We start from the raw sequence: 25,294 nt of genomic DNA, 5'->3' as shown, positions 1-25,294 counted from the left end.
GTCGGGGCTTCGGCGTGCCGTGAAGAAAGTCCATGGTTTGAGGACGAGAGTCCACATACTTCTCTTGCGCACCATCAGCCTCACCCTCCAGGGTCCTTACCGAGACCCGGTCCCCGCGCTCGTCATCCGTACGGGGACCGGTCGCGCTCGCGCACCGTCTGAACCCCCAACCCCACCTGGAGGCTCGATGAACGACGACGCCCGGCCCGCACCGGAACCGCAGGACATGCCCCCGCACGGCGGCGCGGCCGACGAGGCGGCGCGGCAGGATCCCAGCCGCCGTTCGGTGCTGTGGACCACGGCGGGTGTGGCCGGCGCCGGACTCGGCCTCGGCGCACTGGGCACGGGGAGCGCGTCGGCCACCGAGGCGACCGCCCCGCAAGCCCTGTCCGCCGCGGAAGCGGCCGCCGCCGCTCCCGCCCGGCAGGGCCGCACCATGGCGGGCGTCCGCTTCGAGGGGCGCTCCACGATCCGGGTCGGCATCGTGGGTCTCGGCAACCGGGGCGGCAGCATGATCGACCTGTTCCTCGCCGTACCGGGCGTCCAGGTGAAGGCGGTCTGCGACCCGGTCCGTGACAAGGCGGAGAGGGCCGCGGCCAAGGTGACCGCCGCCGGTCAGCCCGCGCCCACCGTCTACGCCAAGGGCGAGGACGACTACGAGAACCTCTGCAAGCGCGGGGACCTCGACTTCGTCTATGTGGCGACGCCCTGGGAACTCCACTTCCCGATGGCGAAGGCGGCGATGTTGAACGGCAAGCACGTCGGCGTGGAGTGCCCGATCGCCATGCGGCTGGAAGAGCTCTGGCAGCTGGTGGACCTCTCCGAGCGCACCCGGCGCCACTGCATGCAGCTGGAGAACTGCTGCTACGGCAAGAACGAGATGCGGGTGCTGCGCATGGCGCACGCGGGTCTCTTCGGCGATCTGCTGCACGGGGCGGGCGCCTACAACCACGATCTGCGCGAGCTGATGTTCGACCCCGACTACTACGAGGGCCCCTGGCGCCGGCTGTGGCACACCCGGCTGCGCGGTGACCTCTACCCCAACCACGGGTTCGGTCCGGTCGCCAACTACATGGACGTCAACCGGGGCGACCGGGCCGTGAGCATCACGAGCATCGGCACCCCGGCCCTGTCGCTCGCCGAGTACCGGAAGGAGCACATGCCGGCCGGCGACCCCAGCTGGAAGGAGTCGTACATCGGGGCCGACCGGACGATCAGCCTCGTGCAGACGGCCAAGGGCCGGGTGATCCGGCTGGAGCACGACGTGTCGAGCCCCCACCCGTACTCCCGGATCAACAGCCTCGGCGGTACGCGGGGCGTTTTCGAGGACTACCCGGAGCGCGTCTACCTGGAGCCCACGAACACGAACCACCAGTGGGACGACTTCAAGAAGTACGCCGAGTGGGACCACTGGCTCTGGAAGGAGCACGCGAACCCGCCGGGCGGGCACGGCGGCATGGACTACATGATGGTCTTCCGGCTGATGCAGTGCATGCGGCTCGGCCTGGTCCCCGACTTCGACGTGTACGACGCCGCGGTCTGGACGGCCCCCGTGCCGCTGAGCCATCTCTCCATCAAGGCCAAGGGCGCGCCGCTGCCGATCCCGGACTTCACCCGGGGCGAGTGGAAGAAGGCCCGGTCCGGCATGGACTCCGAGAAGCCCGCGGAGTGACGCCCCCGGGGTCCCGGGCCAAGTCGGCCGGGACCCCGCAGGGCTGCGGAGAGGGCCGGAAAACCGGTTGCCCCGGACCGGGACGAACAGGGAACCTTGCACGTCACCCCGTTCTTCGAGGTCCGTCCGGATCTCCGTTTCACAAGCCCTGGGACGTCATGCAGATTCGCGACCTTCCGTATTCGGATCCCGGCGACCCCGATGTCCGTTCAGGCCCTCGATTCCTCTACTGGCTCGGGCGCAACCAGCTCGCTGGGCAGCTGAAGGCCCTCTCCTGGGGGCTGCTGCACCAGTTGGGCATCGCCGGTCTCCCGGTCACCGTGGGACTCGCCGTCCAGGCCGTCATCGACCGCTCAGGGGGGCGGCTCGCCCTGGCCGGCGGTCTCATCATCGCCCTCGGCGTCCTGATCGCCGTCGGCGACACCATGCTCCACCGGACCGCCGTGACCAACTGGATCACCGCCGCCGCCCGGGTCCAGCAACTGCTCGCCCGCAAGACCGCCGAGCTGGGCTCGGCGCTGACACGGCGCGTCGCGGCCGGTGAGGTCGTCGCCGTCTCGACCGGCGACGTGGAGAAGATCGGCTGGTTCGTCGAGGCGCTCTCCCGCTTCGCGGCCGCCGCCACCGCCCTCGTGGTGATCTGTGTGGGGCTGGCGTTCTACCTCCCGTCCCTCGGTCTGATGGTGGCGCTCGCGATGCCGGTGCTCGCCCTGGCCGTGCTGCCGTTGCTGCCGCGCGCCACCCGGCGCGCCGACGAGCAGCGCGAGAAGGCCGGCAAGGCCACCGAGCTGGCCTCGGACACGGTCGCCGGCCTGCGCGTGCTGCGCGGCATCGGCGGCGAGGAGCTGTTCCTGGGCCGCTACCGCCGCGCCTCCCAGGAGGTCCGCCGGGCCGCGGTGCGCTCGGCCCGGATGTGGGCGCTGATCTCGGCGGTGCAGGTGCTGCTGCCGGGGATCCTGCTGATCTCCCTGGTCTGGTACGGGGCGACGCTGGCCCGGGACGGCCGCATCGACGTCGGCCAGCTCGTCACCGTCTACAGCGCCGCCACCCTGATGCTGTTCCCGCTGCGCCACTTCGAGGAGATCGCGATGGCGTACTCCTTCTCACGGCCGTCCGCACAGCGTGCGGTGCGCGTGCTGTCGCTGCGCCGCAGCGCGCGGGAGGCCACCGTCGAGGGTGTGACGCCCTCCGGTGACCTGTACGACCCGTCGACCGGCCTGATGGCCCCCCGGGGGCAGTTCACCGCCGTCGTCTGCGGCGACCCGGACGAGGCGGGCCGGCTGGCCGAACGGCTCGGCGGGCACGCGGAGACCGGTGAGGAGGACGGGGAGGCCTCGGCGAGGACTCCGTCGGTCCTGCTCGGCGCGGTCGCCCTGGACGAGATCCCGCTGGACGCCGCACGGGCCGCGGTGCTGGTGCAGGACAAGGACCCGGTGCTGCTGTCCGGCACGCTCCAGGAGCTGCTGGACCTTCCCGCATCGGGCCTGGTCACCGCCCAGGCGGCGTTGGAGGCTGCACAGTGCGGTGATGTGCTGAGCGCCCTGGCACAGGCCTCCCCCGACAACGACGGGGACCCGATGCGGACCCGGATCACCGAGCGCGGCCGGTCCCTGTCCGGCGGTCAGCGTCAGCGCCTCGCGCTGGCCCGGTCGCTGGTCACCGACCCGGAGGCGCTGGTGCTGGACGAGCCGACCTCCGCGGTCGACTCGCACACCGAGGCGCGGGTCGCCGCCGGGATCGCGAAGCTGCGCCGGGGCCGCACGACGGTGGCGTTCGCCTCGTCCCCGCTGCTGCTCGACGCCGCCGACCGGGTGGTGCTCGTCCACGAGGGCACGGTGGTCGCCGTGGGAACCCACCGCGACCTGCTGCGCACCGAACCCCGCTACCGGGCGGTCGTCACCCGGGAGACCGACGACGAGGCGGCCGCCGCGAGCGCGCCGAACGGCGTCGGCGAAGTCCCCGCCATGAAGAGCATCCAGGAAATCGAGGAGAGGGCATGATCGGCGTCGCACCCCCGGCGTACGACCCCGCGGCCCCGGAGTCGGCGACGACGCTGCCCGTGGGCACGCCGACGACCGTACGGAGTTACGTACGGAGTCTGCTGCGCCGGCACCGCAGGGCGTTCGCCGTCCTGATCACGGTCAACGCGGTGGCGGTGATCGCGTCGATCACCGGACCGTATCTGCTGGGCGGGCTGGTGGAGGACCTGTCCAGCGGCGTCACCGACCTGCACCTGGAGCGCACCGCCGCGATCTTCGCGGTCGCGCTGGTCATCCAGGTCCTGTTCACGCGCAGCATGCGGCTGCGCGGGGCGATGCTGGGCGAGGAGATGCTCGCCGATCTGCGCGAGGACTTCCTCGTACGGTCCGTCCGGCTGCCGCCCGGGGTGCTGGAGCGGGCCGGGACGGGCGATCTGCTGTCCCGGATCACCACGGACATCGACCGGCTGGCCAACGCGATGCGTGAGGCCGTGCCGCAGTTGGCGATCGGCGTCGTCTGGGCCGGTCTGCTGATCGGTGCGATGGCGGTGACCGCTCCCCCGCTGGCGCTGGCCGTGCTGGTCGCGCTGCCGGTGCTGATCGTGGGCTGCCGCTGGTACTTCCGTCGCGCCCCCTCGGCGTACCGCTCGGAGGCCGCCGGTTACGCCGCCGTCGCCGCGATGCTCGCGGAGACCGTCGACGCCGGGCGGACCGTGGAGGCGCACCGCCTCGGCGACCGCCGGGTGGCGCTGTCGGACCGGCGGATCACTGAGTGGACGGCCTGGGAGCGGTACACGCTGTTCCTTCGTTCGGTGCTGTTCCCCGTCATCAACGCGACGTACGTGACGATCCTCGGCGCGGTCCTGCTGCTCGGCGGCTGGTTCGTGCTGGAGGGCTGGATCACGGTCGGGCAGCTGACGACGGGAGCGCTGCTGGCCCAGATGATGGTCGACCCGATCGGTCTGATCCTGCGCTGGTACGACGAGCTCCAGGTGGCGCAGGTGTCGCTGGCCCGGCTGGTCGGCGTCCGGGAGATCGAGCCCGACGCGGGCGACGCCGGGGTCGGTCCGGACGGCCGGGACGTGCGGGCGGACGACGTCCGCTTCGGGTACCGGGAGGGCGTCGACGTCCTGCACAAGGTGTCGCTCGACGTGGCTCCGGGCACCCGGCTCGCCCTGGTCGGCCCCTCCGGCGCGGGCAAGTCCACACTGGGCCGGCTGCTGGCGGGGATCTACGCGCCGCGCACCGGGGAGGTGACGCTCGGCGGGGCGGAGCTGTCGCGCATGACGGCGGAGCGGGTCCGCGAGCATGTGGCCCTGGTCAACCAGGAGCACCACGTCTTCGTCGGCTCGCTCCGGGACAACCTCCTGCTGGCCCGCGACGGGGCGAAGGACGCGGAGCTGTGGGCGTCGCTGGCCGCGGTCGACGCGGACGGCTGGGCGAAGGCCCTGGAGAAGGGGCTGGACACCGAGGTCGGCTCGGGCGGGTTCGGGCTGACCCCGGCGCAGGCCCAGCAGATCGCGCTGGCCCGGCTCGTGCTGGCCGATCCGCACACGCTGGTGCTGGACGAGGCGACCTCGCTGCTGGACCCGCGGGCCGCCCGCCATCTGGAGCGTTCGCTGGCCCGGGTGCTGGAGGGCCGCACGGTGGTGGCGATCGCGCACCGGCTGCACACCGCGCACGACGCGGATGTGATCGCGGTCGTGGAGGACGGCCGGATCAGCGAGCTGGGCAGCCACGACGAGCTGGTGGCGGCGGACGGCGCGTACGCGTCCCTGTGGCGGTCCTGGCACGGGTGAGCCGCCCGGCGGACGGCCCGGGGGTCACCGGGCCGTCCGCGTGCGGTCGGGCTGGAGGAGCTGGTCGACGGGCGCGTGGTCGTCGGTGAGGACCCGGGCGTCCCCGGTCCAGGCGGCGAGGTCGTCGCCGGTGGTGATCTTCCAGCCGACGTCCCTGGCGTCCAGGGCTTCCTGGATCGTGGGGGCGTCGACCGGCCGGCCGGAGGCGACCACCAGCAGATTGCCGCCCACGGTGGACGCGGTCGGGTCCAGCCCGATGTCCGCGGGCTTCCCGAGGAGCGCGACGTGCTCGAAGGTCGCGGCGAGGGTGGCGGCCTCGGCGCGGGCGAAGGCCAGCTCGCCGTGGTCGATGAGGTTGGCGACGTACAGGCCGTCCTCGTCGAGCGCCCGGCGGACGTCTCCCAGCGCCTGTGACGTCGTGAGGTGCCACGGCACGCTGACGCCCCCGAAGGCGTCGCCCACCACCAGGTCGTGGCTGCCCGCGTCCAGCCTGCGCAGGCCCAGTCGGCCGTCCTCCACGGTCACGTCGATGCCGGTGGCGGTCGACGACCCCAGGCCGAACCGGTCACGGTCGATGCGCACGACTCCGCCGTCGATCTCGGAGACGGTGCTGCGGGTCCCGGGGCGTGATGCCGCGAGGTAGCGGGGGAAGGTGAGGCCGCCGCCCCCGATGTGGTGGGCGGTCAGCGGCTCCCCCGCGGGGAAGGCGGTGTCGACCACCGACGCGATGGCGCGCACGTAGGCGAACTTCAGGTACGTCGGGTCCTCGACGTCGACGTAGGAGTGGCTCAGGCCGTCGAGGACGAGGGTGCGGCCGCCGGCCCGGTCGGGGTCCATGACGACCTGTGCGCAGTGGTAGCGGGTCTCCGCGTCACAGCCGCCGGGGGCGAACGCGGTGGCGAGGGAGCCCACGACGACGGTGGCGAGCGCGACGGCCGAGGCGCGCCGCCAACGGCGGGCCCGCCATCCGACCAGTGCGGCGCCGAGCACCAGCAGGGTGCCGAGGCCGATCAGGATGGAGCTGACGGGCAGCCGCGAGACCAGGACGAACCCGGTGAGGACGGTGCCGACGATGGCGCCGAAGGTGCCCACGCCCGACAGCCGCCCGACGACCGTCCCGGTCTCGGCGAGGCTGGTGAGCCGCAGCTTCGTCACGAACGGGGTCACCGCGGAGAGCAGTGCGCCGGGCACCAGGAGGGTCGCCGATGCGACCAGCAGGAGCAGCGCCGGCGACCACTGGGCCGTGGTGCGCAGCAGGAGCGGGGTGAACGCGACGACCACGCCCGACACCCCGAGCGCCGGGGCGATGAGCCGGAGCGGGTCGACCTGGTCCGCGACGCGCCCGCCCAGCCAGGAGCCCAGCGCGATGGCGGTGAGGGCGATGCCGATCACCATCGTGCTGGTTTCCAGGGTGAGGCCGAGGTACGGGGCCAGCAGCCGCAGGGCGACGATCTCGACCACCAGCACCGCGGCGGATGATCCGAACACGAGGACCGCGGCGGCGCGGGGGCCCAGCCCGTGATCGTGGGGCGGGGCGTCCACCGAAGGGGAGTCGTCGGCCACGGGCGAGGGGGGCGAGGTGGTCACCGCAGCATCCTCGCACGGGTGCGGCTGCCGAACTCCCCCTGCTCCAGGGGGCGGAAAGAGCGGGCCACCGGTCGTGCGGGACGGGAACGGGCGTTCCCGGAAAATCGCGGTGCGCACGCACCGGGACCGCCATGCCAGGCGCACCGGACGCCGCAGCCCGGCCGTCGTGACGCCTCCGCCGGTCCACGGCTCCAGATAGGCGTCCCGGAGCCGGGGCAGCACCTCGGGACCGCAGCTCACGGGCCGCGAGGGCGGGCACCCGCAGGCTGGAGAACGGATGCCCGACCAGCGCGTTGCCCCAACGGCCGGCGCCGCTCGGCCGGGCCGCCTCCTGGGGGCGGATGCCCCCCGTACCGCAAGGGGCCGACCGTGCCGGGGGGTGCCGAGGCCGCCCACTGGCTGTGGGAGCCGGCGGTCGCCCCGCCCCTGTGAGCGGGCCCCGTTCACCCCTGTCAGGAGGCGGACGCGGGGGCATCCGGTTAAGGATGAGAGGTGAATCACCCGGTAAACGGGGCAGGCGAGCGCAGAACCACGCAAGCCCGAGAAGGGACGCAGACCGTGGCACCACCCAGGATTCTCGTCGTCGGCGCCGGCTTCGCAGGCGTCGAGTGCGTACGCCGCCTGGAGCGCAGGCTCGCTCCGGAAGACGCCCAGATCACGCTCGTCACACCGTTCTCCTACCAGCTGTATCTGCCACTGCTCCCCCAGGTGGCCTCCGGGGTGCTCACACCCCAGTCCGTCGCGGTGTCGCTGCGCCGCAGCCGCCGGCACCGGACCCGGATCGTGCCGGGCGGGGCGATCGGCGTGGACACGCAGGCGAAGGTCTGCGTGATCCGGAAGATCACGGACGAGATCGTCAACGAGCCGTACGACTACATCGTGCTGGCGGCGGGCAGCGTCACCCGGACCTTCGACATCCCCGGGCTGCTGGACAACGCCCGGGGGATGAAGACGCTGGCCGAGGCCGCGTACGTCCGGGACCACGTCATCGCCCAGCTGGATCTGGCGGACGCCAGTCACGACGAGGCCGAGCGGGCTTCCCGGCTCCAGTTCGTGGTGGTCGGCGGCGGCTACGCGGGCACCGAGACGGCCGCCTGCCTCCAACGCCTGACCACCAGCGCGGTCCGGCACTACCCGCGGCTGGACCCGCGGCTGATCAAGTGGCATCTGATCGACATCGCGCCCAAGCTGATGCCGGAGCTGGGCGACAAGCTGGGGCAGGCCGCCCTGGAGGTGCTCCGCAAGCGGAACATCGAGGTGTCGCTGGGGGTCTCGATCGCGAAGGCGGGGCCGGAGGAGGTCACGTTCACCGACGGCCGGGTGCTGCCCTGCCGGACCCTGATCTGGACCGCCGGAGTGGCCGCCAGCCCGCTGATCGCCACGCTGGGCGCGGAGACCGTACGCGGCCGGCTCGCGGTGACCCCGCAGCTGAACCTGCCGGGCGTGGACGGGGTGTTCTCGCTCGGCGACGCGGCCGCGGTGCCCGACCTCGCGAAGGGCGACGGGGCGGTCTGCCCGCCCACCGCGCAGCACGCGATGCGGCAGGGCAGGGTCCTGGCGGACAACCTGATCGCCTCGCTGCGTCATCAGCCGCTCCGGGACTACGTGCACAAGGACCTGGGGCTCGTCGTGGACCTCGGCGGCAAGGACGCCGTGTCCAAGCCGCTGGGCATCGAGCTGCGCGGGCTGCCCGCGCAGGCGGTGGCGCGCGGCTACCACTGGTCGGCGCTGCGGACGAACGTCGCCAAGACCCGGGTGATGACGAACTGGATGCTGAACGCGGTCGCCGGTGACGACTTCGTACGGACCGGGTTCCAGTCCCGCAAGCCGGCGACGCTGCGGGACTTCGAGTACACGGACGTCTACCTGACGCCGGAGCAGATCAAGGAGCACACGGCGGCGACGGTCATCAAGCACTGAGCGGCCGACGAGCGCGCCCGGTTCGCACGGGCGCGCTCACGGCTGCCGGGACAGGACCGTCTCAACGGTGTCCGCCTCCTCTGCGCTCTTGTCCTCCCGGTAGCGCAGGACGCGGGCGAACCGGAGGGCGACCCCGGCGGGGTAGCGGGTGGAGCGCTGGAGTCCGTCGTAGGCGATCTCCACGACGAGTTCCGGGCGCACGGTGACGACATGGCCGTCGTCGTCGGTCGCCAGTTCCCCCAGCCGCTCGGTCTGCCACTCCAGCAGTGCGTCCGTGAGGCCCTTGAAGGTCTTGCCGAGCATCGCGAATGTGCCGTCGGGCCGGCGGGCGCCCAGGTGCAGGTTGGAGAGCTTGCCGGTGCGTCGGCCGCTGCCCCACTCCACGGCCAGGACCACCAGGTCCAGGGTGTGCACGGGCTTCACCTTCAGCCAGGACGCGCCCCGGCGGCCCGCGCTGTAGACGGCGGCCAGGTCCTTGACGACGACGCCCTCGTGACCGCGCTCCAGGGTGTCCGCCAGGAACGCGTCGGCCGCCGCGCGGGCCTCGGGGTCGTCCGCATCGGCGACGAGGGTACGCCGGACCCGCAGGCTCTCGGGGAGCAGCCGGGCCAGGGCCGCGTGGCGGTCGGCGAAGGGCCGGTCGAGCAGGTCCTCGTCGTCGACGAGGAGGGCGTCGAAGAAGACGGGAACGATGGGCACGTGCGCCGCGGCCCCGGCCACGTCCCGCCGTGAGCCCACCCGGGAGGCGGTCTCCTGGAACGGCCGGGGCCTGCCGTCCTCCCCCAGGGCGATCAGCTCGCCGTCGAGGACGAAGCGGCGCGCGTCGAGCGCGGCGACGGCGGTGACCAGTTCGGGCAGCCGGTCGGTGATGTCGTCGAGGGTCCGGGTGTACGCGCGGATCCGGTCGCCGTCCCGGTGGACCTGCACGCGGATCCCGTCGAGCTTCTCCTCGACCGCGCACGGGCCCAGCTTGTCGAGGGCCTCGCCCACCGAGGCGGCGCTCCGGGCGAGCATCGGCTGGACGGGCCGCCCGACGGTGAGGCGGAAGCCGGCGAGCGCTCCGGGTCCGTCGGCGAGGAGGACCTTGGCGACCTCCTGGAGGGACCCGGCGAGCATCACGGCCCGCCGGACGTCGGCGGGCGGTGCTCCGGCCGCGTGGGCCAGGGCGTCGGCGGCGACGGCGTCCAGGGCTCCCTGGCGTACCTCGCCGGTGAGCAGGGCCCGCAGGAAGCGCTGCTCGTCGGCGGTGGCGGCGGCGAACAGGGCGCGCAGGCGCCCTTGGCGCAGGGCCTGGGAGCCGGGGCCGGAGGTGGCGGCGAGGGCGGTCAGCTCGGCGTCGACGCCGGTGACGGTCAGGGTCGGCTCGGTGGCCGGTTCCACCGGGTCCCCGAGGCTCCGCCAACCGACGCCGATGCGGCCCTGGGGCAGCCGTCCGGCGAGGTACGGGATGACGACGGGGACGTCCTCGGGTGCGGCGTCCCGGAAGAGGCCGGCGAGGAGCGCCGTCTTGCGGGACCGGGCGGAGGTGGCGGCGACCTCCAGGGAGACCTGGGCGAGTTCGGCGAGCAGCATGAGGCCATGGTGCTACGGGGCGGAGCGCGTCGCCCGCCCGCGCGCGCGGCGATCGGTCATATGAAGTTGAGGGCGGCGGCCCCGCCCACTCCCCCGAGGACCATGAAGGCCGGCATCAGTACCTTGATCTCCACCCAGCTGCCGGCCCGGAACCGCATGAACTTCGGAGGGCCGAGCGGGTACCAGCGCTTCCCGGCGATCGGGAGAGGCCACAGGATCGGGCACCCCGAGACGGTCAGCGCGTCCCCGACGTCGTGGACCAGGGCGCCGAGCACGATGGGCAGGCCGAGCCACATGTACTCCTGGCCGGGGGCGTCGAAGAGCCAGCCGGCCCCGTTGCCCGGCTGGTCCAGCACTCCGGCGAGGATCCAGGCGCTGGTGGCGCCGAGCAGCCAGACGAGGACGTCGCTGGAGACCCGGGCGGCCCGCCAGAGCAGGCCCTCGACAGCGAGCACCAGGTGGACGAAGAGGATCGCGAGGACCGCCCAGCGGCCGCCGCTGATCGCGGCGAAGGAGCAGCCGCCGCCCATCAGGACGGCGAAGAACCAGGTGTGGGTGAGGGTGCGGTGCCCGCCGGTGCGACGGGGGTCGGCCTTGCTCTTGGTGGCCTTGTAGACGGCGTACGAGAGCTTGTCGGCTATCTCGCAGAGTCCCTTGGAGAGCGGGCCGAAGGCGCGCGAGATGGTCGCGGACTTGTGGTCGAGGTCGGGGGCGAGCGCGGCTCCCGCGCAGATCAGCGCCCCGACGACGAGGACGGGCCAGGGCATCGTGTGGCCCGCGGCGGCGGCCGCCGCGCCCACCCCGAGCCAGGCCGCTGCCCCTGACAGGGAGTGTGCCGGTCCCATCATGGTCTTTTCCCGCCCCCAGTGCTTCGTACGCCCATCACCGTTAGGGCGCAGGCAGGTTGAGACCGCAGCGTATCGTCAGTGATCTTCGAGCCGTCCGCCGGTTCCCTCATCCGGGCCGAAGACAGGCAAGATGGGGGCGTGACCCTCATCGACCAGCTGCCCAAGACACCCGACCCGGACGCCCTCTTCGAGGCCTTCTCGTCATGGACCGAGACCCAGGGCATCACCCTTTATCCGGCTCAGGAGGAGGCGCTGATCGAGGTGGTCTCCGGGGCGAACGTGATCCTTTCCACCCCGACCGGCTCGGGCAAGAGCCTGGTGGCGGCGGCCGCGCACTTCACGGCCCTGGCGCAGGACAAGGTCACCTTCTACACGGCGCCGATCAAGGCGCTGGTGTCGGAGAAGTTCTTCGACCTGTGCAAGCTCTTCGGCACCGAGAACGTCGGCATGCTCACCGGCGACGCCTCGGTCAACGCGGACGCCCCGGTGATCTGCTGTACGGCCGAGGTGCTGGCCTCCATCGCGCTGCGCGACGGCAAGTACGCCGACATCGGCCAGGTCGTGATGGACGAGTTCCACTTCTACGCGGAGCCGGACCGGGGCTGGGCGTGGCAGATCCCGCTGCTGGAGCTTCCGCAGGCCCAGTTCGTGCTGATGTCGGCGACGCTCGGCGACGTCGCGATGTTCGAGAAGGACCTGACCCGGCGTACCGGCCGGCCCACCTCCGTGGTGCGTTCCGCGACCCGTCCGGTGCCGCTCAGCTACGAGTACCGCTTCACGCCGATCACCGAGACGCTGACCGAGCTGCTGGACACCCGGCAGTCGCCGGTCTACATCGTGCACTTCACGCAGGCGGCGGCCGTCGAGCGGGCACAGTCGCTGATGAGCATCAACATGTGCACGAAGGAGGAGAAGGAGAAGATCGCCGACATGATCGGCGGCTTCCGCTTCACCACCAAGTTCGGCCAGAACCTCTCTCGTTACGTACGCCATGGCATCGGGGTGCACCACGCGGGGATGCTGCCGAAGTACCGCCGCCTGGTGGAGAAGCTGGCCCAGGCGGGTCTGCTGAAGGTGATCTGCGGGACGGACACGCTCGGCGTCGGCGTCAACGTGCCCATCCGCACGGTGCTGTTCACGGCCCTCACCAAGTACGACGGCACCCGGGTGCGGACCCTGCGCGCGCGGGAGTTCCACCAGATCGCGGGACGGGCCGGTCGGGCCGGGTTCGACACGGCCGGTTTCGTCGTGGCACAGGCCCCCGAGCACGTCATCGAGAACGAGAAGGCCGTCAAGAAGGCGGGCGACGACCCGAAGAAGAAGCGCAAGGTGGTGCGCAAGAAGGCCCCGGAGGGCTTCGTCGCCTGGTCGGAGACCACCTTCGACAAGCTGATCACCTCCGACCCCGAGCCGCTGAGCTCCCGCTTCCGGGTGACCCACACGATGCTGCTCGCGGTGATCGCGCGCCCGGGCAACGCCTTCGCGGCGATGCGGCATCTGCTGGAGGACAACCACGAGCCGCGCCGGGCGCAGCTGCGGCACATCCGGCGGGCCATCGCCATCTACCGCTCGCTGCTGGACGGCGGGGTGGTGGAGCGGTTGGAGACGCCGGACGCCGAGGGCCGGATCGTCCGGCTGACGGTCGATCTCCAGCAGGACTTCGCGCTGAACCAGCCGCTCTCGACGTTCGCGCTGGCCGCGTTCGACCTGCTGGACGCCGAATCCCCTTCGTACGCCCTGGACATGGTCTCGGTCGTCGAGTCGACGCTGGACGATCCGCGCCAGATCCTGGCCGCCCAGCAGAACAAGGCGCGCGGCGAGGCCGTGGGGCAGATGAAGGCGGACGGGGTCGAGTACGAGGAGCGGATGGAGCGGCTCCAGGACGTCACGTACCCGAAGCCGCTGAGCGAGCTGCTGTGGCACGCCTACGACGTGTACCGCACGAGCCACCCGTGGGTGAACGACCATCCGGTGTCGCCGAAGTCGGTGATCCGGGACATGTACGAGCGCGCCATGACCTTCACGGAGTTCACCTCGCACTACGAGCTGGCCCGGACCGAGGGCATCGTGCTGCGGTATCTGGCGAGCGCGTACAAGGCGCTGGAGCACACGATCCCGGACGACGTGAAGTCGGAGGACCTCCAGGACCTGATCTCCTGGCTCGGCGAGATGGTGCGTCAGGTGGACTCCAGTCTGCTGGACGAGTGGGAGCAGCTGGCCAACCCCGAGGTGGAGACCGCCGAGCAGGCCCAGGAGAAGGCGGACGAGGTCAAGCCGGTCACGGCCAACCCCCGCGCCTTCCGGGTGCTGGTGCGCAACGCGATGTTCCGCCGAGTGGAGCTGGCCGCGCTGGACCGGGTCCGGGACCTGGGCGAGCTGGACGGCGACGCCGGGTGGGACGAGGACGCCTGGGGCGAGGCGATGGACGCGTACTGGAACGCGCACGAGGAGATCGGGACCGGTCCTGACGCGCGCGGTCCGAAGCTGCTGAAGATCGAGGAGGACCCGGCGCACGGGCTGTGGCGGGTCTGGCAGGCGTTCGCCGACCCGGCGGGCGATCACGACTGGGGCATCAAGGCCGAGGTGGATCTCGCGGCGTCCGACGAGGAGGGCCGGGCGGTCGTCCGGGTCACCGAGGTCGGCCAGCTGTGATGAGCCCCCGGTCGACCCGGCGGACACCGAAGTGGAGAGGTACGGCATGACGAACCCGGCCGAGCGCCTGGTCGATCTTCTCGACCTGGAGCGGATCGAGGTCAACATCTTCCGGGGCCGGAGCCCCGAGGAGTCCCTGCAACGGGTCTTCGGCGGGCAGGTCGCGGGCCAGGCGCTGGTGGCGGCGGGCCGTACCACCGACGGGGAGCGGCCGGTGCACTCGCTGCACGCCTATTTCCTGCGGCCGGGCCGTCCCGGAGTGCCGATCGTGTACCAGGTGGAGCGGGTGCGGGACGGCCGGTCGTTCACCACCCGGCGGGTGACGGCGGTCCAGGAGGGCCGGACGATCTTCAACCTGACGGCGTCGTTCCACCGCCCCGAGGAGGCGGGCTTCGAGCACCAGCTGCCGCCGGCCCGGATCGTCCCGGACCCGGAGGAGCTGCCGACGGTGGCCGAGGAGGTGCGCGAGCACCTGGGCGTGCTGCCGGAGGCGCTGGAGCGGATGGCCCGGCGGCAGCCCTTCGACATCCGCTACGTCGACCGGCTGCGCTGGACGAGGGACGAGGTCGAGGACGCGGATCCGCGGAGCGCGGTGTGGATGCGGGCGGTGGGCCCGTTGGGCGACGACCCGCTGGTGCACACCTGCGCGCTGACGTACGCGAGCGACATGACGTTGCTGGACGCGGTCCGCATCCCGGTGGAACCGCTGTGGGGTCCGCGCGGCTTCGACATGGCCTCGCTGGACCACGCGATGTGGTTCCACCGGCCGTTCCGGGCGGACGAGTGGTTCCTGTACGACCAGGAGTCGCCGATCGCCACGGGCGGCCGGGGGCTGGCGCGGGGCCGGATCTACGACCGTTCGGGTCAGCTGCTGGTGTCGGTGGTGCAGGAGGGGTTGTTCAGGCGGCTCTAGGTGATGTCGTCGGACTCCCGTCGTCGCCCGGAGGGCGGGGCAGACGGGAGTTTGACGACAGGGTCTAGCAGGGCCCGTGTCAGATGCCGGGCAGCGGGTCCTGGTCGACCTCGTGGCGGCGGGTGCGGATGTCCGGCGGCGCCGGGTGCAGCTTGGCGTCGCAGGACGGTCCGAGGCCGGCCCGCCGCGAGTCGGTCCCGGTGAGGGGCCGGCCGCAGAGGCGGCAGCGGACGAGACGGCGGCCCCGGTGCTGCTCGCCTTCGGGGGCGGGGTCCCCGGCGACGGCTCCGGCGGCACCGGGGAGCGGTTCGGGAAGGGCGTCGGGAATCTCCACACGTCGATCCTGCCAGTACGGCGTCGCGGCCGCCCGCGAGGGCCTCTGGTGTGGATCATGCCGGGCTCGCGGGGTCGTCCACGCGCACCTGCGGCGTTGTCATCGGTCGCCCGTGGTCGGCGATCGGCGGGTACCGGTCCCGGCACCTGCCTCCGGCACTGCCGCCCGGGGTGCGGCACACGTCCCGGCGCCGGGGCCGGGACAGCGCCCCGTTTGCCGAACGGGGGCGGGGCCGCGTTACTGGAGTGAGCCCCGGGGCGATCGGCCTGGTGGCACGCCGTGTGAGGGGGCCGGGAGCCGCGGAGGTACCGGGATGGACATGATCCACATCCGAGCGGTGAGCCCGCCGGACCTGACGGACGAGGTCGTCGGCCTGCTCTCGGGTGACCCCTGCGTGCTCAATCTCATCGTGCAGCGCGACGCCGCACGCCGTCCCGACGGCGACTCCATCGCCTGCGACGTGCTGACGGGGGCGGCGAACGACGTGCTGCACCGCTTGCGCGCCGTCCGGCTGGACCAGCGTGGGTCCCTCGTCATCGAACCCGTCGACATGGCCTTCTCCGGCGCCGCCACCGAAGGGGGGCAGCGCGAGCTGGGGCCGCTGAGCCGGGCTCCGGTCTGGGAGCAGGTCGAGGCGCGCATCAGGTCCGGGGGGCGGTACCCGCCGAGCTTCTTCCTCTATCTGGTCGTCGCCGGGCTGATCGGTTCGGTCGGCATCGTCACCAATTCGCAGATCCTGATCGTGGCGGCGATGGTCGTCGGGCCGGAGTACGGCGCCATCGTCAGCGTGGCGCTGGGGATCGACCGGGGCCGTCGGGCCATGGTGCGCGGTGGGCTGACCGCCATGGGGACCGGTTTCCTCCTCACCATCGTCGTCACGTTCCTCTTCGCCCTCCTCATCCGCGGTTTCGGGATGCAGTCGGAGGCCTTCGACCGGGGGTTGCGCCCCGTCTCCAATCTCATCAACACGCCGAACTTCTTCTCGGTCGCCGTCGCGACCCTGGCCGGGATCGTCGGGATCGTGTCGCTCACCGAGGCCAGGACCAGCGCTCTGCTCGGCGTGTTCATCTCCGTGACGACGATCCCGGCCGCGGCGGACATCGCCGTCTCCACGGCGTTCACCAGCTGGTCCGACGTGCGGGGCTCCGCCATCCAGCTCGTGGTGAACATCCTGGTGCTGATCGTGGTGGGCACGGCCACGCTCAAGGCCCAGCGGGCGATCTGGCGACGGGTCGGACTCCGGCGTGACAGTGACCGTGCCCGCCGGCTCGCCGAAGAGGCCTGACGGACTGGTGGAGAGGCGGGTCACCGCACGCGCGCCCGGTGTCGGGCGGCGCATCCGGGTAGGGGATGGGCGGCACCGTGCGGAATGACGCCGCCGGGGTGGAGCACCCGTGCACCCTGGAGGAAAGAGCCTCCGCCGCGGGCCGTACGGTTCCTTGCGACCCTGCCCTGTTGAAAGGACCCCCGCGCATGACCGAGATCGTCCACGTGTCCGCCCCCGAGCTGGTCACGTACGCCGACGAGCTGGCCGGCCTGCTGGCCGAGACCGTCGCCGAGGGGTCCTCGGTGGGCTTCCTCGCCCCGTTGGACCGGGAGACGGCCGCCGCCTGGTGGCGTGAGCGGGCCGCCGACGTGGAGGCGGGGCGGATCGGCACCTGGATCGCCCGCGAGGGCGGGCGGGTCTCGGGGACGATCGCCCTGGTCCGTGCTCCGCTGCCGAACGCCCGGCACCGCGCGGAGGTCGCCAAGCTGATGGTCCGGCCCTCCGCGCGCGGCCAGGGGCTCGGCGGGGCGCTGCTGGCCGCGGTCGAGGCGTACGCGGCGACCGAGGGCATCACGCTGCTGGTCCTGGACACCGAGAGCGGCAGCCTGGCCGAGCAGGTCTACTGCAAGGCGGGCTGGACGAAGGTCGGGAGCGTACCGGGATACGCGGCGGATCCGGCGGGCAGCCTCAAGCCGACCACTTTCTACTACAAGGAGCTCGCCGCTCCGTGAGCGGTGGGCGGCACCATGGGCACCACCACGCAATGATCAGGGAGAGTTTCATGACGCTGCACGACATTCCGCTGCGCACCCTCGCGGGCGAGCCGACCACGCTGGGCGCGTACAGCGGCCGGGCCGTCCTCTTGGTGAACGTGGCCTCCAAGTGCGGGCTCACCCCGCAGTACGAGGGCCTGGAGCGGTTGCAGCAGAACTACGGGGACCGGGGCCTGACCGTGCTCGGTGTCCCGTGCAACCAGTTCGCCGGGCAGGAGCCGGGGAGCGCGGAGGAGATCCAGAGCTTCTGCTCGACGACGTACGGGGTCACCTTCCCGCTGTTGGAGAAGATCGACGTCAACGGCGCGGACCGGCACCCGCTGTACGTGGAGCTGACGAAGCTGGCGGACGCGGACGGAGAGGCCGGGGACGTCCAGTGGAACTTCGAGAAGTTCCTCATCTCGCCGGCCGGTGAGCCGGTCGCCCGGCTCCGGCCGCGCTCCGAGCCCGAGGCCACGGAGGTCGTGGCGGCGATCGAGGCGCAGCTGCCCGGCTGAGTACGCCGGAAGGGGGGCGGTCCGGTACGCGTGTCCCGGACCGCCCCCTCTTCCTGTCGCCGTCAGCGGATCGGCATGCCCGACAGGGTGCGGGCGATCACCAGGCGCTGGATCTCGCTGGTGCCCTCGAAGATGGTGTAGATGGCCGCGTCGCGGTGCATGCGCTCGACCGGGTACTCGCGGGTGAAGCCGTTGCCGCCGAGGATCTGGATCGCCTGCGCGGTGACGTCCCGGGCGGTCTCGCTGGCGTACAGCTTGGACATGGAGCCCTCGGCCGAGGTGAACGGCTTGCCGGTGGTGGCCATCCAGGAGGCGCGCCAGACCAGCAGCCTGGCGGCGTCGATCCGGGTGCGCATGTCGGCGAGCTGGAAGGCGATGCCCTGGTTGTCGATGATCGGGCGGCCGAACTGGCTGCGGGTCTTCGCGTAGTCGAGGGCGACCTCGTAGGCGGCGCGGGCGGTGCCCACGGCCATCGCGCCGACGGCCGGGCGGGACGCCTCGAAGGTGGCCATCGCCGCGTTCTTGACACGCTCGCCGCCGGACTTGGCGCGTTCCCGGGCGCGGGCGAGACGCTCGTCGAGCTTCTCCTTGCCGCCGAGCAGGCAGTGTCCGGGGACGCGGACGTCCTCCAGGACCACCTCCGCGGTGTGCGAGGCGCGGATGCCGTGCTTCTTGAACTTCTGGCCCTGGGAGAGGCCGGGGGTGTTCGGCGGCACGATGAAGGAGGCGTGGCCCTTGGAGCCGATGTCGGGGTCGACGACGGCGACGACCACATGCACGTTGGCTATGCCGCCGTTGGTCGCCCAGGTCTTGGTGCCGTTGAGGACCCACTCGTCCTTGGCCCCGTCGTAGACGGCCCGGGTGCGCATCGAGGCGACGTCCGATCCGGCGTCGGGCTCGGACGAGCAGAAGGCGGCGACCTTCACGTCGTCGGCGTCGCCGTACATCTGCGGGATCCAGGTGCCGATCTGCTCCTCGGTGCCGTTGGCGAGGACGCCGACGGCCGCCAGGCCCGTACCGACGATCGACAGGGCGATGCCCGCGTCGCCCCAGAAGAGCTCTTCCATGGCCATGGGGATGCCCAGACCCGTAGGGTCGAAGAACTGCTGGGCGTAGAAGTCCAGGGAGTAGATGCCGATCTTGGCCGCTTCCTGGATGACGGGCCAGGGCGTTTCCTCACGCTCGTCCCACTCCGAGGCGGCGGGGCGGATGACATCCGCCGCGAAGCCGTGGAGCCACTCCTTGACCTGCTTCTGGTCGTCGTTGAGATCGAGCGTGAACTCGGCCATGTTCCCCTCCAGGCACTGCGGCGAAAACTATGTGTTACTTCCGGTAACCACAGTCTGTTACCGGCAAGTAGGTACTGTCAACCGCCACGGAGCCGATCGGGCGCCCGCCCGGCGGAGTGTTACGTTGCGCGGGCGTGCAGAGGCGATGCGACGGCATCGCGTGGCCAGGGGTGGGAGAAGAGACGACATGGAGACCGCACGAAGCGCCGAGCGACAGCGGACCGCGGCCGAGCGCCGTCGCCGCGAGTTGCTGGAAGCGGCGGACCGGGTGGTGCTCAGGGACGGACCGCAGGCCTCGATGAACGCCATCGCCGCCGAGGCCGGGATCACCAAACCCATCCTCTACCGCCACTTCGGGGACAAGGGCGGCCTCTACCGCGCCCTCGCCAAGCGCCACACCGACGCGCTGCTCAGCGCCCTGCGGGCTGCCCTGGACGCGCCCGCCGACCGGCGTGAGCGGGTGGAGGCGACGCTCGACACCTATCTCGCCGCGATCGAGGCCCGCCCTCAGGTCTACCGCTTCCTGATGCATCCCGCCGACGGTGCCGCCGCCGACCCCGCCCCCTCCCCCGAGCAGGGCTTCGACGTCGGCCGGCACTCCGCCCCGCTGCTGCGCCGCCTCGGCGAGGAGCTGGGCCAGGTGATCGCCGAGCGCGTCGACCTGGGCCCGGACAGCGAGCAGATGGCCCGCATCTGGGGGCACGGGATCGTCGGCATGATGCACGCGGCGGGCGACTGGTGGCTCGGCGACCGCCCCTGCTCCCGCGAACGGCTGGTGAGCAGCCTCGCCGATCTGCTGTGGGGCAGGCTCGCGGAGGCGGGCGACCTCCAGGGCGGCCCGGGGTTCTGACCCGCTTTGGATGCCGGGCCCGGGAGCCCGGCGCGCTCAGACCCCGCGCGCCCAGGGTGCGCGGCGCGCCGCGCGCAGCGCCCGGGTGCGCCGCAGCCCGGTCAACCGGTCGGTGTAGACCGTGCCCTCCAGGTGGTCGCACTCGTGCTGGAGGCACCGGGCGAACCATCCCGTCCCGGCGATCCGGACCGGCTCGCCCGTCATCGTGAGGCCCTCGACGACCGCATGGTCGAAGCGATCCGTGCCCGCTTCCAGACCGGGAAGTGACAGACAGCCCTCCGGTCCGCGTACGGTGAGTCCGTCCGCCTCGACCAGTTCGGGATTGACCACGTGTCCCAGATGGCGGACATCGTCGTCGTCCGGGCAGTCGTAGACGAACACCCTGAGCGGGACGCCGACCTGATTGGCGGCGAGCCCGACACCCTGCGCGGCGTACATCGTCGCGAACATGTCCTCGACCAGCCGCGCCAGCGACGGGCCGAAGTCCGTGACGTCCTCGCAGGCGCGGTGGAGCAACGGGTCGCCGAGCAGACTCATCTCACGGACCAGTCCGGAGCTGCCGGGGATCGGGCGGTTTCGCATGGCGGCAAGGTTACGTTCCGCCGGGGCCGGGGAGTTCCCGTGGTGCCGCGGTGCGGTCGCCGCGCCGGACATCGATAGGCTGGGCGCGGACCGATGCAAGGAGGATCTAGGACGATGGCAGGCAACACGGAGCCGTTGTCGCCGCGGGCCAAACTGGCCGTGACGGCGGGCAAGGCCGCGGCGGCGGTGTCACGCGCCGCGGGGCGGGGCAGCGGATCGGTGATCGGCGGCCGGGTGGCGCTCAAACTCGACCCCGACCTGCTGGGGCGGCTGGCGCAGCACCTGGACGTGATCCTCGTGTCGGCGACGAACGGCAAGACGACCACCACACGGCTGATCGCCGAGGCGCTGCGGGCCGCTGGGCCCGTCGTGTCGAACGCGCTCGGCGCGAACATGCCCGCTGGCATCACGTCGGCGCTGGCCGGCGGCTCGGACGCGAAGTTCGGTGTGATCGAGGTCGACGAGAAGTATCTGGCGGGTGTCGCGCGCGACACCACGCCCAAGGCGATCGCCCTGCTCAACCTCTCGCGCGACCAGCTGGACCGCGCGGCGGAGACCCGGATGATGGCCGAGCACTGGCGCGAGGGCCTCTCCGGCTCGAAGGCCGTGGTCATCGCGAACGCGGACGACCCGCTGGTCGTCTGGGCGGCCTCCTCCTCGGCCAACGTGGTGTGGGTGGCGGCCGGCCAGGCGTGGAAGGACGACGCGTGGTCCTGCCCGTCCTGCGGCGGTGTGATGCAGCGCCCGGGCGACGACTGGTTCTGCGGGCAGTGCGGCTTCCGCCGCCCCGCCCCGAGCTGGGCTTTGAGCGGCGACTACGTCCTGGACCCGCACGGTTCGGCGTGGCCGATCCACCTCCAGCTGCCCGGCCGGGCGAACAAGGCGAACGCCACCAGTTCCGCCGCCGTCGCCGCCGTCTTCGGCGTGCCGCCGCAGGTCGCGCTGGAGCGGATGTACCAGGTGCAGGCGGTGGCCGGACGCTATGACGTCGTCACCTTCCAGAACCGTGAGCTGCGTCTGCTGCTGGCGAAGAACCCGGCCGGCTGGCTGGAGACCTTCTCGCTGATCGACCCGCCGCCGACGCCGGTGATCCTCTCGGTGAACGCGCGCGGCGCGGACGGCACGGACACCTCCTGGCTGTGGGACGTGGACTACACGCAGCTGGCGGGTCACCCGATCTTCGTGCTCGGCGACCGGAAGCTGGACCTCGCGGTCCGCCTCGAAGTGGCCGGTCTCGACTTCCGGGTCTGCGAGACGCTCGACGAGGCCGTGAGTCACGCACCGCCCGGCCGCATCGAGGTCATCGCCAACTACACCGCCTTCCAGGATCTGCGCCGTCGTGTCGGCAACTGACCCCGGCCCCGGCCACCTCCGGAGAGGACGAAGCATGAACAACGGTCTGCGTCTGGTCTGGGTCTACCCCGACCTGCTCAGCACCTACGGCGACCAGGGCAACGCCCTGGTCGTGGAGCGGCGGGCCCGGCAGCGCGGTCTGGACGTGCAGCGCGTCGACGTGCGCAGCGACCAGCCGGTGCCGACGTCCGGCGACATCTATCTGATCGGCGGCGGTGAGGACCGCCCGCAGCGCCTGGCGGCCGAGCGGCTGCGCCGCGACGGCGGGCTGAGCCGGGCCGCGTCCAACGGCGCGATCATCTTCTCGGTCTGCGCGGGCTACCAGATCCTCGGGCACGAGTTCGTCAACGACCTCGGCGAGCGCGAGGCCGGTCTCGGGCTGCTCGACGTGGTCTCCACGCGCGGCGAGGGCGCGCGGTGCGTCGGCGACGTGCTGGCGGACATCGACCCGCACCTCGGACTGCCGCCGCTGACCGGGTTCGAGAACCACCAGGGCGTCACCCATCTCGGCCCGACGGCACGTCCGCTGGCCCGGGTGCAGTTCGGCCGGGGCAACGGCACCGGGGACGGCACGGAGGGCGCGTACAACGACACGGTCTTCGGGACGTACATGCACGGCCCCGTGATGGCCCGCAACCCGCTGATCGCCGATCTGCTGCTGAAGCTGGCCCTCGACGTGAACGCGCTGCCGCCCACCGACGACCGCTGGTACGAGGCGCTGCGCGCCGAGCGGATCGCCTCGGCGACCCAGCCCGCCTGAGGTGTTTTCCGCTCGCCTGAGCGGTGTCCGCCTGAGGTGTTTTCCGCTCGGTTGAGCGGAGTCCAGCAGGCGGACGGCCGGTTCGATCCCGCCACCCTGCGCCGGTAGGGTGGCGGGGATCCAACCGGACGACGTGGTCCGGTCGTCGACTTAACGTTGCAAAGGTTTCCGGGCCATGCGCATTGGCGTACTCACCTCCGGCGGCGACTGCCCCGGCCTCAACGCCGTCATCCGTTCCATCGTGCACCGCGCGGTGGTGGACCACGGCGACGAGGTCATCGGCTTCCACGACGGCTGGAAGGGCCTGCTGGAGTGCGACTACCGCAAGCTCGACCTTGACGCGGTGGGCGGCATCCTGGCCCGCGGCGGCACGATCCTCGGTTCCTCCCGGGTCCAGCCCGCGCATCTGCGCGACGGCGTGGAGCGCGCCCGCGGCCATGTCGCGGACCTCGGCCTGGACGCCATCATCCCGATCGGCGGCGAGGGCACCCTCAAGGCCGCGAACCTCCTCTCCGAGGCCGGTCTCCCGATCGTCGGCGTCCCCAAGACCATCGACAACGACATCGCCTCCACCGACGTCACCTTCGGCTTCGACACCGCCGTCGGCGTCGCCACCGAGGCCCTGGACCGGCTGAAGACCACCGCCGAGTCGCACCAGCGGGTGCTGATCGTCGAGGTCATGGGGCGTCACACCGGCTGGATCGCCCTGCACTCGGGCATGGCCGCCGGCGCCCACGCCATCGTGGTGCCCGAGCGCCCCTTCGACATCGACGAGCTGACCGAGCTGGTCGGCAAGCGCTTCTCGGCGGGCAAGAAGTTCGCCATCGTGGTGGTCGCCGAGGGCGCCAAGCCCCGCGAGGGCTCCATGCAGTTCGAGCAGGGCGTCAAGGACATCTACGGTCACGAGCGGTTCGCCGGGGTGGCCACCCAGCTCTCCGGGGAGCTGGAGCAGCGGCTCGGCAAGGAGGCCCGCCCGGTCATCCTCGGCCACGTCCAGCGCGGCGGCACGCCCACCGCGTACGACCGGGTCCTGGCGACCCGGTTCGGCTGGCACGCGGTGGAGGCGGCGCACCGGGACGAGTTCGGAATGCTGACCGCGCTGCGCGGCACCGACATCGTGATGGTCCCGCTGGGCGAGGCCGTCGAGACGCTGAAGACGGTCCCCGCCGAGCGGTACGCCGAGGCGGAGTGCGTGCTCTAGAACACCTCGTCCGCCACGTCAGGACACGTCGTCCCAGAACTGCCCCCGGCCGCGAACGCGACCGGGGGCAGTTCTACTCTGGACCGGACAACCGGCACGAAACGGGGACGTGTCCCCATCGGGAGTGAACAGATGGATCACAGCGGGCACGGCATGAACATGGATCTGCCGCCGTTCACGCTGGGGCGGGGGCTGGAGCTCTCCGTCGACCCGTTCTTCCTGACCGGCTGCGTCCTGGCGCTCGCCCTGTACGGGTACGGCGTGGTGCGGCTGCGTCGGCGCGGGGACGGCTGGCCGGTGAACCGTATCGTGTTCTTCACCGTGGGCGTGCTGAGCATCGCGCTGGTGATGTGCACCAAGCTCAACGACTACGGCATGGTCATGTTCAGCGTGCACATGGTGCAGCACATGGTGATCAGCATGCTGTCGCCGATCCTGCTGCTGCTGGGCGCCCCGGTGACGCTGGCACTGCGCGCGCTGCCGCCGGCCGGGCGGGGGCGGACCGGGCCGCGCGAGCTGCTGCTGAAGCTGCTGCACAGCCGGTACATGAAGATCATCTCGCATCCGGTGTTCACGATCCCGCTGTTCATCGCGAGCCTCTACGCGCTGTACTTCACGCCGATCTTCGACTTCCTGATGAGTTCGAAGCCGGGCCACATCGGGATGATGGTGCACTTCCTCGCGGTCGGCCTGGTCTTCTTCTGGCCGATCATGGGCGTGGACCCGGGGCCGCACCGGCCCGGCTATCTGATGCGGATGCTGGAGCTGTTCGCCGGGATGCCGTTCCACGCGTTCTTCGGGATCGCGCTGATGATGGCGTCCACGCCGATGGTCAAGACGTACGAGAACCCGCCGGCCTCGCTCGGCATCGACGCCCTGAGCGACCAGAACTGGGCGGGCGGCATCGCGTGGGCGTTCAGCGAGATCCCCTCCGTGCTGGTGCTGATCGCGCTGGTCTTCCAGTGGTACCGCTCCGAGCAGCGCACCGCGCGGCGCACCGACCGGGCGGCGGACCGCGACGGTGACAAGGAGCTGGCGGCGTACAACGCCTATCTCGCGTCTTTGCAGGCGCGCGGACAGTAGCGCGGAGGGCGCATACGGGGTGACCATGGGGACAACGGCCGCGCGGCCGACGAGGAGCGTGCGCGCATGTCCGGATCGACGAAGACCATGGGATACATGACCGGCGGGGCCCTGATCGCGGTGACCGCGTACACGGTGGCGCTGGGCAGCAGTGGCTGGCTCTGGTTCGGCTGGGTCGTGCTGGGTCTGTGCACCCTCGGCATGCTGGCCACGCAGGACACCTGAGCCCGCGGGACGGCCTCAGCAGCGGGTGAGCATGCCTGACGGGCCCCGAGGCGGGTACGAGCCGGGAGACCGGTTCGCTACGGTCGCACGGTGGTGCCGGGGCCTACGCTTTGGTCACGGCACCACCGTGACCTGGTA

The 25,294-nt window shown here is 71.8% G+C and carries 21 protein-coding genes; 15 read left to right on the top strand and 6 right to left on the bottom strand.

Translation table 11 applies throughout. The features are described from left to right. The first annotated feature begins 187 nt into the window (after nt 1-187). The 3 genes from AC3CH1_RS32785 to AC3CH1_RS32775 all read left to right on the top strand — a co-directional run bounded on the left by AC3CH1_RS32785 (nt 188) and on the right by AC3CH1_RS32775 (nt 5,450). Nucleotides 188-1,672: a Gfo/Idh/MocA family protein gene (locus AC3CH1_RS32785; protein WP_488466184.1), complete on the top strand. Its 1,485-nt coding sequence runs from the start codon at nt 188-190 to the stop codon at nt 1,670-1,672. Between the two features lie 158 nt (nt 1,673-1,830). After that, the gene (locus AC3CH1_RS32780) at nt 1,831-3,672 is read left to right on the top strand and encodes an ABC transporter transmembrane domain-containing protein (protein WP_488466183.1); all 1,842 of its coding nucleotides are present in this window, start codon (nt 1,831-1,833) and stop codon (nt 3,670-3,672) included. Further along, nucleotides 3,669-5,450 carry an ABC transporter ATP-binding protein gene (locus tag AC3CH1_RS32775; protein WP_488466182.1) on the top strand — a complete coding sequence of 594 codons (1,782 nt, stop codon included), beginning with the start codon at nt 3,669-3,671 and terminating at the stop codon, nt 5,448-5,450. The genes AC3CH1_RS32780 and AC3CH1_RS32775 overlap by 4 nt, the downstream gene beginning before the upstream one ends. Before the next feature lie 24 nt (nt 5,451-5,474). Here AC3CH1_RS32775 and AC3CH1_RS32770 read toward each other — a convergent pair whose 3' ends face one another. Beyond that, nucleotides 5,475-7,037 carry a fused MFS/spermidine synthase gene (locus tag AC3CH1_RS32770; protein WP_488466181.1) on the bottom strand — a complete coding sequence of 521 codons (1,563 nt, stop codon included), beginning with the start codon at nt 7,035-7,037 and terminating at the stop codon, nt 5,475-5,477. Nucleotides 7,038-7,595: 558 nt separating this feature from the next. Between AC3CH1_RS32770 and AC3CH1_RS32765 the strand changes: the two genes are divergently transcribed. Continuing rightward, the gene (locus tag AC3CH1_RS32765; protein ID WP_488466180.1) at nt 7,596-8,957 is read left to right on the top strand and encodes an NAD(P)/FAD-dependent oxidoreductase; all 1,362 of its coding nucleotides are present in this window, start codon (nt 7,596-7,598) and stop codon (nt 8,955-8,957) included. 36 nt (nt 8,958-8,993) lie between these two features. Here the strand turns inward: AC3CH1_RS32765 and AC3CH1_RS32760 are convergent, their stop codons facing one another. After that, nucleotides 8,994-10,529 carry an ATP-dependent DNA ligase gene (locus AC3CH1_RS32760; RefSeq protein ID WP_488466179.1) on the bottom strand — a complete coding sequence of 512 codons (1,536 nt, stop codon included), beginning with the start codon at nt 10,527-10,529 and terminating at the stop codon, nt 8,994-8,996. Nucleotides 10,530-10,585: 56 nt separating this feature from the next. After that, a complete protein-coding gene (locus AC3CH1_RS32755; RefSeq protein WP_488466178.1) occupies nt 10,586-11,377 on the bottom strand; it encodes a metal-dependent hydrolase in 792 nt (263 codons plus the stop codon). A 138-nt stretch (nt 11,378-11,515) separates the two neighbouring features. Here AC3CH1_RS32755 and AC3CH1_RS32750 point away from each other — a divergent pair, with 138 nt between their 5' ends. Next, complete coding sequence (locus AC3CH1_RS32750; protein WP_488466177.1) at nt 11,516-14,029, top strand: DEAD/DEAH box helicase; 2,514 nt, start codon at nt 11,516-11,518, stop codon at nt 14,027-14,029. A 46-nt stretch (nt 14,030-14,075) separates the two neighbouring features. Beyond that, nucleotides 14,076-14,942: an acyl-CoA thioesterase gene (locus AC3CH1_RS32745; protein WP_488466176.1), complete on the top strand. Its 867-nt coding sequence runs from the start codon at nt 14,076-14,078 to the stop codon at nt 14,940-14,942. Between the two features lie 79 nt (nt 14,943-15,021). Here AC3CH1_RS32745 and AC3CH1_RS32740 read toward each other — a convergent pair whose 3' ends face one another. Further along, on the bottom strand, nt 15,022-15,276 hold the full coding sequence (locus tag AC3CH1_RS32740; protein ID WP_488466175.1) for a DUF6011 domain-containing protein: 255 nt from the start codon (nt 15,274-15,276) through the stop codon (nt 15,022-15,024). Nucleotides 15,277-15,589: 313 nt separating this feature from the next. On the opposite strand from AC3CH1_RS32740, the gene AC3CH1_RS32735 reads away from it, so the two are divergent. The 3 genes from AC3CH1_RS32735 to AC3CH1_RS32725 all read left to right on the top strand — a co-directional run bounded on the left by AC3CH1_RS32735 (nt 15,590) and on the right by AC3CH1_RS32725 (nt 17,813). Next, nucleotides 15,590-16,561 carry a DUF389 domain-containing protein gene (locus AC3CH1_RS32735; RefSeq protein WP_488466174.1) on the top strand — a complete coding sequence of 324 codons (972 nt, stop codon included), beginning with the start codon at nt 15,590-15,592 and terminating at the stop codon, nt 16,559-16,561. Between the two features lie 188 nt (nt 16,562-16,749). After that, entirely contained in the window at nt 16,750-17,274 is a 525-nt protein-coding gene (locus tag AC3CH1_RS32730; RefSeq protein WP_488466173.1) for a GNAT family N-acetyltransferase, read from the top strand. A gap of 50 nt (nt 17,275-17,324) precedes the next feature. Further along, nucleotides 17,325-17,813: a glutathione peroxidase gene (locus AC3CH1_RS32725; RefSeq protein ID WP_371622207.1), complete on the top strand. Its 489-nt coding sequence runs from the start codon at nt 17,325-17,327 to the stop codon at nt 17,811-17,813. A gap of 62 nt (nt 17,814-17,875) precedes the next feature. On the opposite strand, the gene AC3CH1_RS32720 is transcribed toward AC3CH1_RS32725, so the two are convergent. Next, entirely contained in the window at nt 17,876-19,102 is a 1,227-nt protein-coding gene (locus tag AC3CH1_RS32720) for an acyl-CoA dehydrogenase family protein (RefSeq protein ID WP_488466172.1), read from the bottom strand. Nucleotides 19,103-19,289: 187 nt separating this feature from the next. On the opposite strand from AC3CH1_RS32720, the gene AC3CH1_RS32715 reads away from it, so the two are divergent. Continuing rightward, nucleotides 19,290-19,952, top strand: a complete 663-nt coding sequence (locus AC3CH1_RS32715; protein ID WP_488466171.1) for a TetR/AcrR family transcriptional regulator — start codon at nt 19,290-19,292, stop codon at nt 19,950-19,952. 36 nt (nt 19,953-19,988) lie between these two features. Here AC3CH1_RS32715 and def read toward each other — a convergent pair whose 3' ends face one another. Beyond that, entirely contained in the window at nt 19,989-20,534 is a 546-nt protein-coding gene (gene def, locus AC3CH1_RS32710) for a peptide deformylase (RefSeq protein WP_488466170.1), read from the bottom strand. Between the two features lie 114 nt (nt 20,535-20,648). Here def and AC3CH1_RS32705 point away from each other — a divergent pair, with 114 nt between their 5' ends. The 5 genes from AC3CH1_RS32705 (at nt 20,649) to AC3CH1_RS32685 (ending at nt 25,156) form a co-directional block, all read left to right on the top strand. After that, on the top strand, nt 20,649-21,887 hold the full coding sequence (locus AC3CH1_RS32705; protein ID WP_488466169.1) for a MurT ligase domain-containing protein: 1,239 nt from the start codon (nt 20,649-20,651) through the stop codon (nt 21,885-21,887). A gap of 34 nt (nt 21,888-21,921) precedes the next feature. Then, nucleotides 21,922-22,647, top strand: coding sequence for a type 1 glutamine amidotransferase (locus AC3CH1_RS32700; protein WP_488466168.1), 726 nt, complete (start codon nt 21,922-21,924; stop codon nt 22,645-22,647). Between the two features lie 175 nt (nt 22,648-22,822). Then, the gene (locus AC3CH1_RS32695) at nt 22,823-23,848 is read left to right on the top strand and encodes a 6-phosphofructokinase (RefSeq protein ID WP_488466167.1); all 1,026 of its coding nucleotides are present in this window, start codon (nt 22,823-22,825) and stop codon (nt 23,846-23,848) included. A 132-nt stretch (nt 23,849-23,980) separates the two neighbouring features. After that, nucleotides 23,981-24,931: a cytochrome c oxidase assembly protein gene (locus AC3CH1_RS32690; protein WP_361880191.1), complete on the top strand. Its 951-nt coding sequence runs from the start codon at nt 23,981-23,983 to the stop codon at nt 24,929-24,931. A 66-nt stretch (nt 24,932-24,997) separates the two neighbouring features. Next, a complete protein-coding gene (locus AC3CH1_RS32685) occupies nt 24,998-25,156 on the top strand; it encodes a hypothetical protein (protein WP_003970622.1) in 159 nt (52 codons plus the stop codon). Nucleotides 25,157-25,294 lie beyond the last annotated feature (138 nt).

The organism is Streptomyces sp. MGP-P1, from assembly GCF_057766565.1.
The sequence above is the reverse complement of the archived record's forward strand: the minus strand, read 5'-3'. Positions and strand labels throughout refer to the sequence as shown.

Bases quoted from the DNA above. Each gene is read 5' to 3' on its own strand.
- AC3CH1_RS32730 (WP_488466173.1), top strand. From the start codon at position 16,750: ATGACCGAGATCGTCCACGTGTCCGCCCCCGAGCTGGTCACGTACGCC.
- AC3CH1_RS32760 (WP_488466179.1), bottom strand. From the start codon at position 10,529: ATGCTGCTCGCCGAACTCGCCCAGGTCTCCCTGGAGGTCGCCGCCACC.
- AC3CH1_RS32775 (WP_488466182.1), top strand. From the start codon at position 3,669: ATGATCGGCGTCGCACCCCCGGCGTACGACCCCGCGGCCCCGGAGTCG.
- AC3CH1_RS32690 (WP_361880191.1), top strand. From the start codon at position 23,981: ATGGATCACAGCGGGCACGGCATGAACATGGATCTGCCGCCGTTCACG.
- AC3CH1_RS32705 (WP_488466169.1), top strand. From the start codon at position 20,649: ATGGCAGGCAACACGGAGCCGTTGTCGCCGCGGGCCAAACTGGCCGTG.
- AC3CH1_RS32725 (WP_371622207.1), top strand. From the start codon at position 17,325: ATGACGCTGCACGACATTCCGCTGCGCACCCTCGCGGGCGAGCCGACC.
- AC3CH1_RS32745 (WP_488466176.1), top strand. From the start codon at position 14,076: ATGACGAACCCGGCCGAGCGCCTGGTCGATCTTCTCGACCTGGAGCGG.
- AC3CH1_RS32715 (WP_488466171.1), top strand. From the start codon at position 19,290: ATGGAGACCGCACGAAGCGCCGAGCGACAGCGGACCGCGGCCGAGCGC.
- AC3CH1_RS32720 (WP_488466172.1), bottom strand. From the start codon at position 19,102: ATGGCCGAGTTCACGCTCGATCTCAACGACGACCAGAAGCAGGTCAAG.
- AC3CH1_RS32785 (WP_488466184.1), top strand. From the start codon at position 188: ATGAACGACGACGCCCGGCCCGCACCGGAACCGCAGGACATGCCCCCG.
- AC3CH1_RS32695 (WP_488466167.1), top strand. From the start codon at position 22,823: ATGCGCATTGGCGTACTCACCTCCGGCGGCGACTGCCCCGGCCTCAAC.
- AC3CH1_RS32755 (WP_488466178.1), bottom strand. From the start codon at position 11,377: ATGATGGGACCGGCACACTCCCTGTCAGGGGCAGCGGCCTGGCTCGGG.
- AC3CH1_RS32700 (WP_488466168.1), top strand. From the start codon at position 21,922: ATGAACAACGGTCTGCGTCTGGTCTGGGTCTACCCCGACCTGCTCAGC.
- AC3CH1_RS32735 (WP_488466174.1), top strand. From the start codon at position 15,590: ATGGACATGATCCACATCCGAGCGGTGAGCCCGCCGGACCTGACGGAC.
- AC3CH1_RS32685 (WP_003970622.1), top strand. From the start codon at position 24,998: ATGTCCGGATCGACGAAGACCATGGGATACATGACCGGCGGGGCCCTG.
- AC3CH1_RS32780 (WP_488466183.1), top strand. From the start codon at position 1,831: ATGCAGATTCGCGACCTTCCGTATTCGGATCCCGGCGACCCCGATGTC.
- def (WP_488466170.1), bottom strand. From the start codon at position 20,534: ATGCGAAACCGCCCGATCCCCGGCAGCTCCGGACTGGTCCGTGAGATG.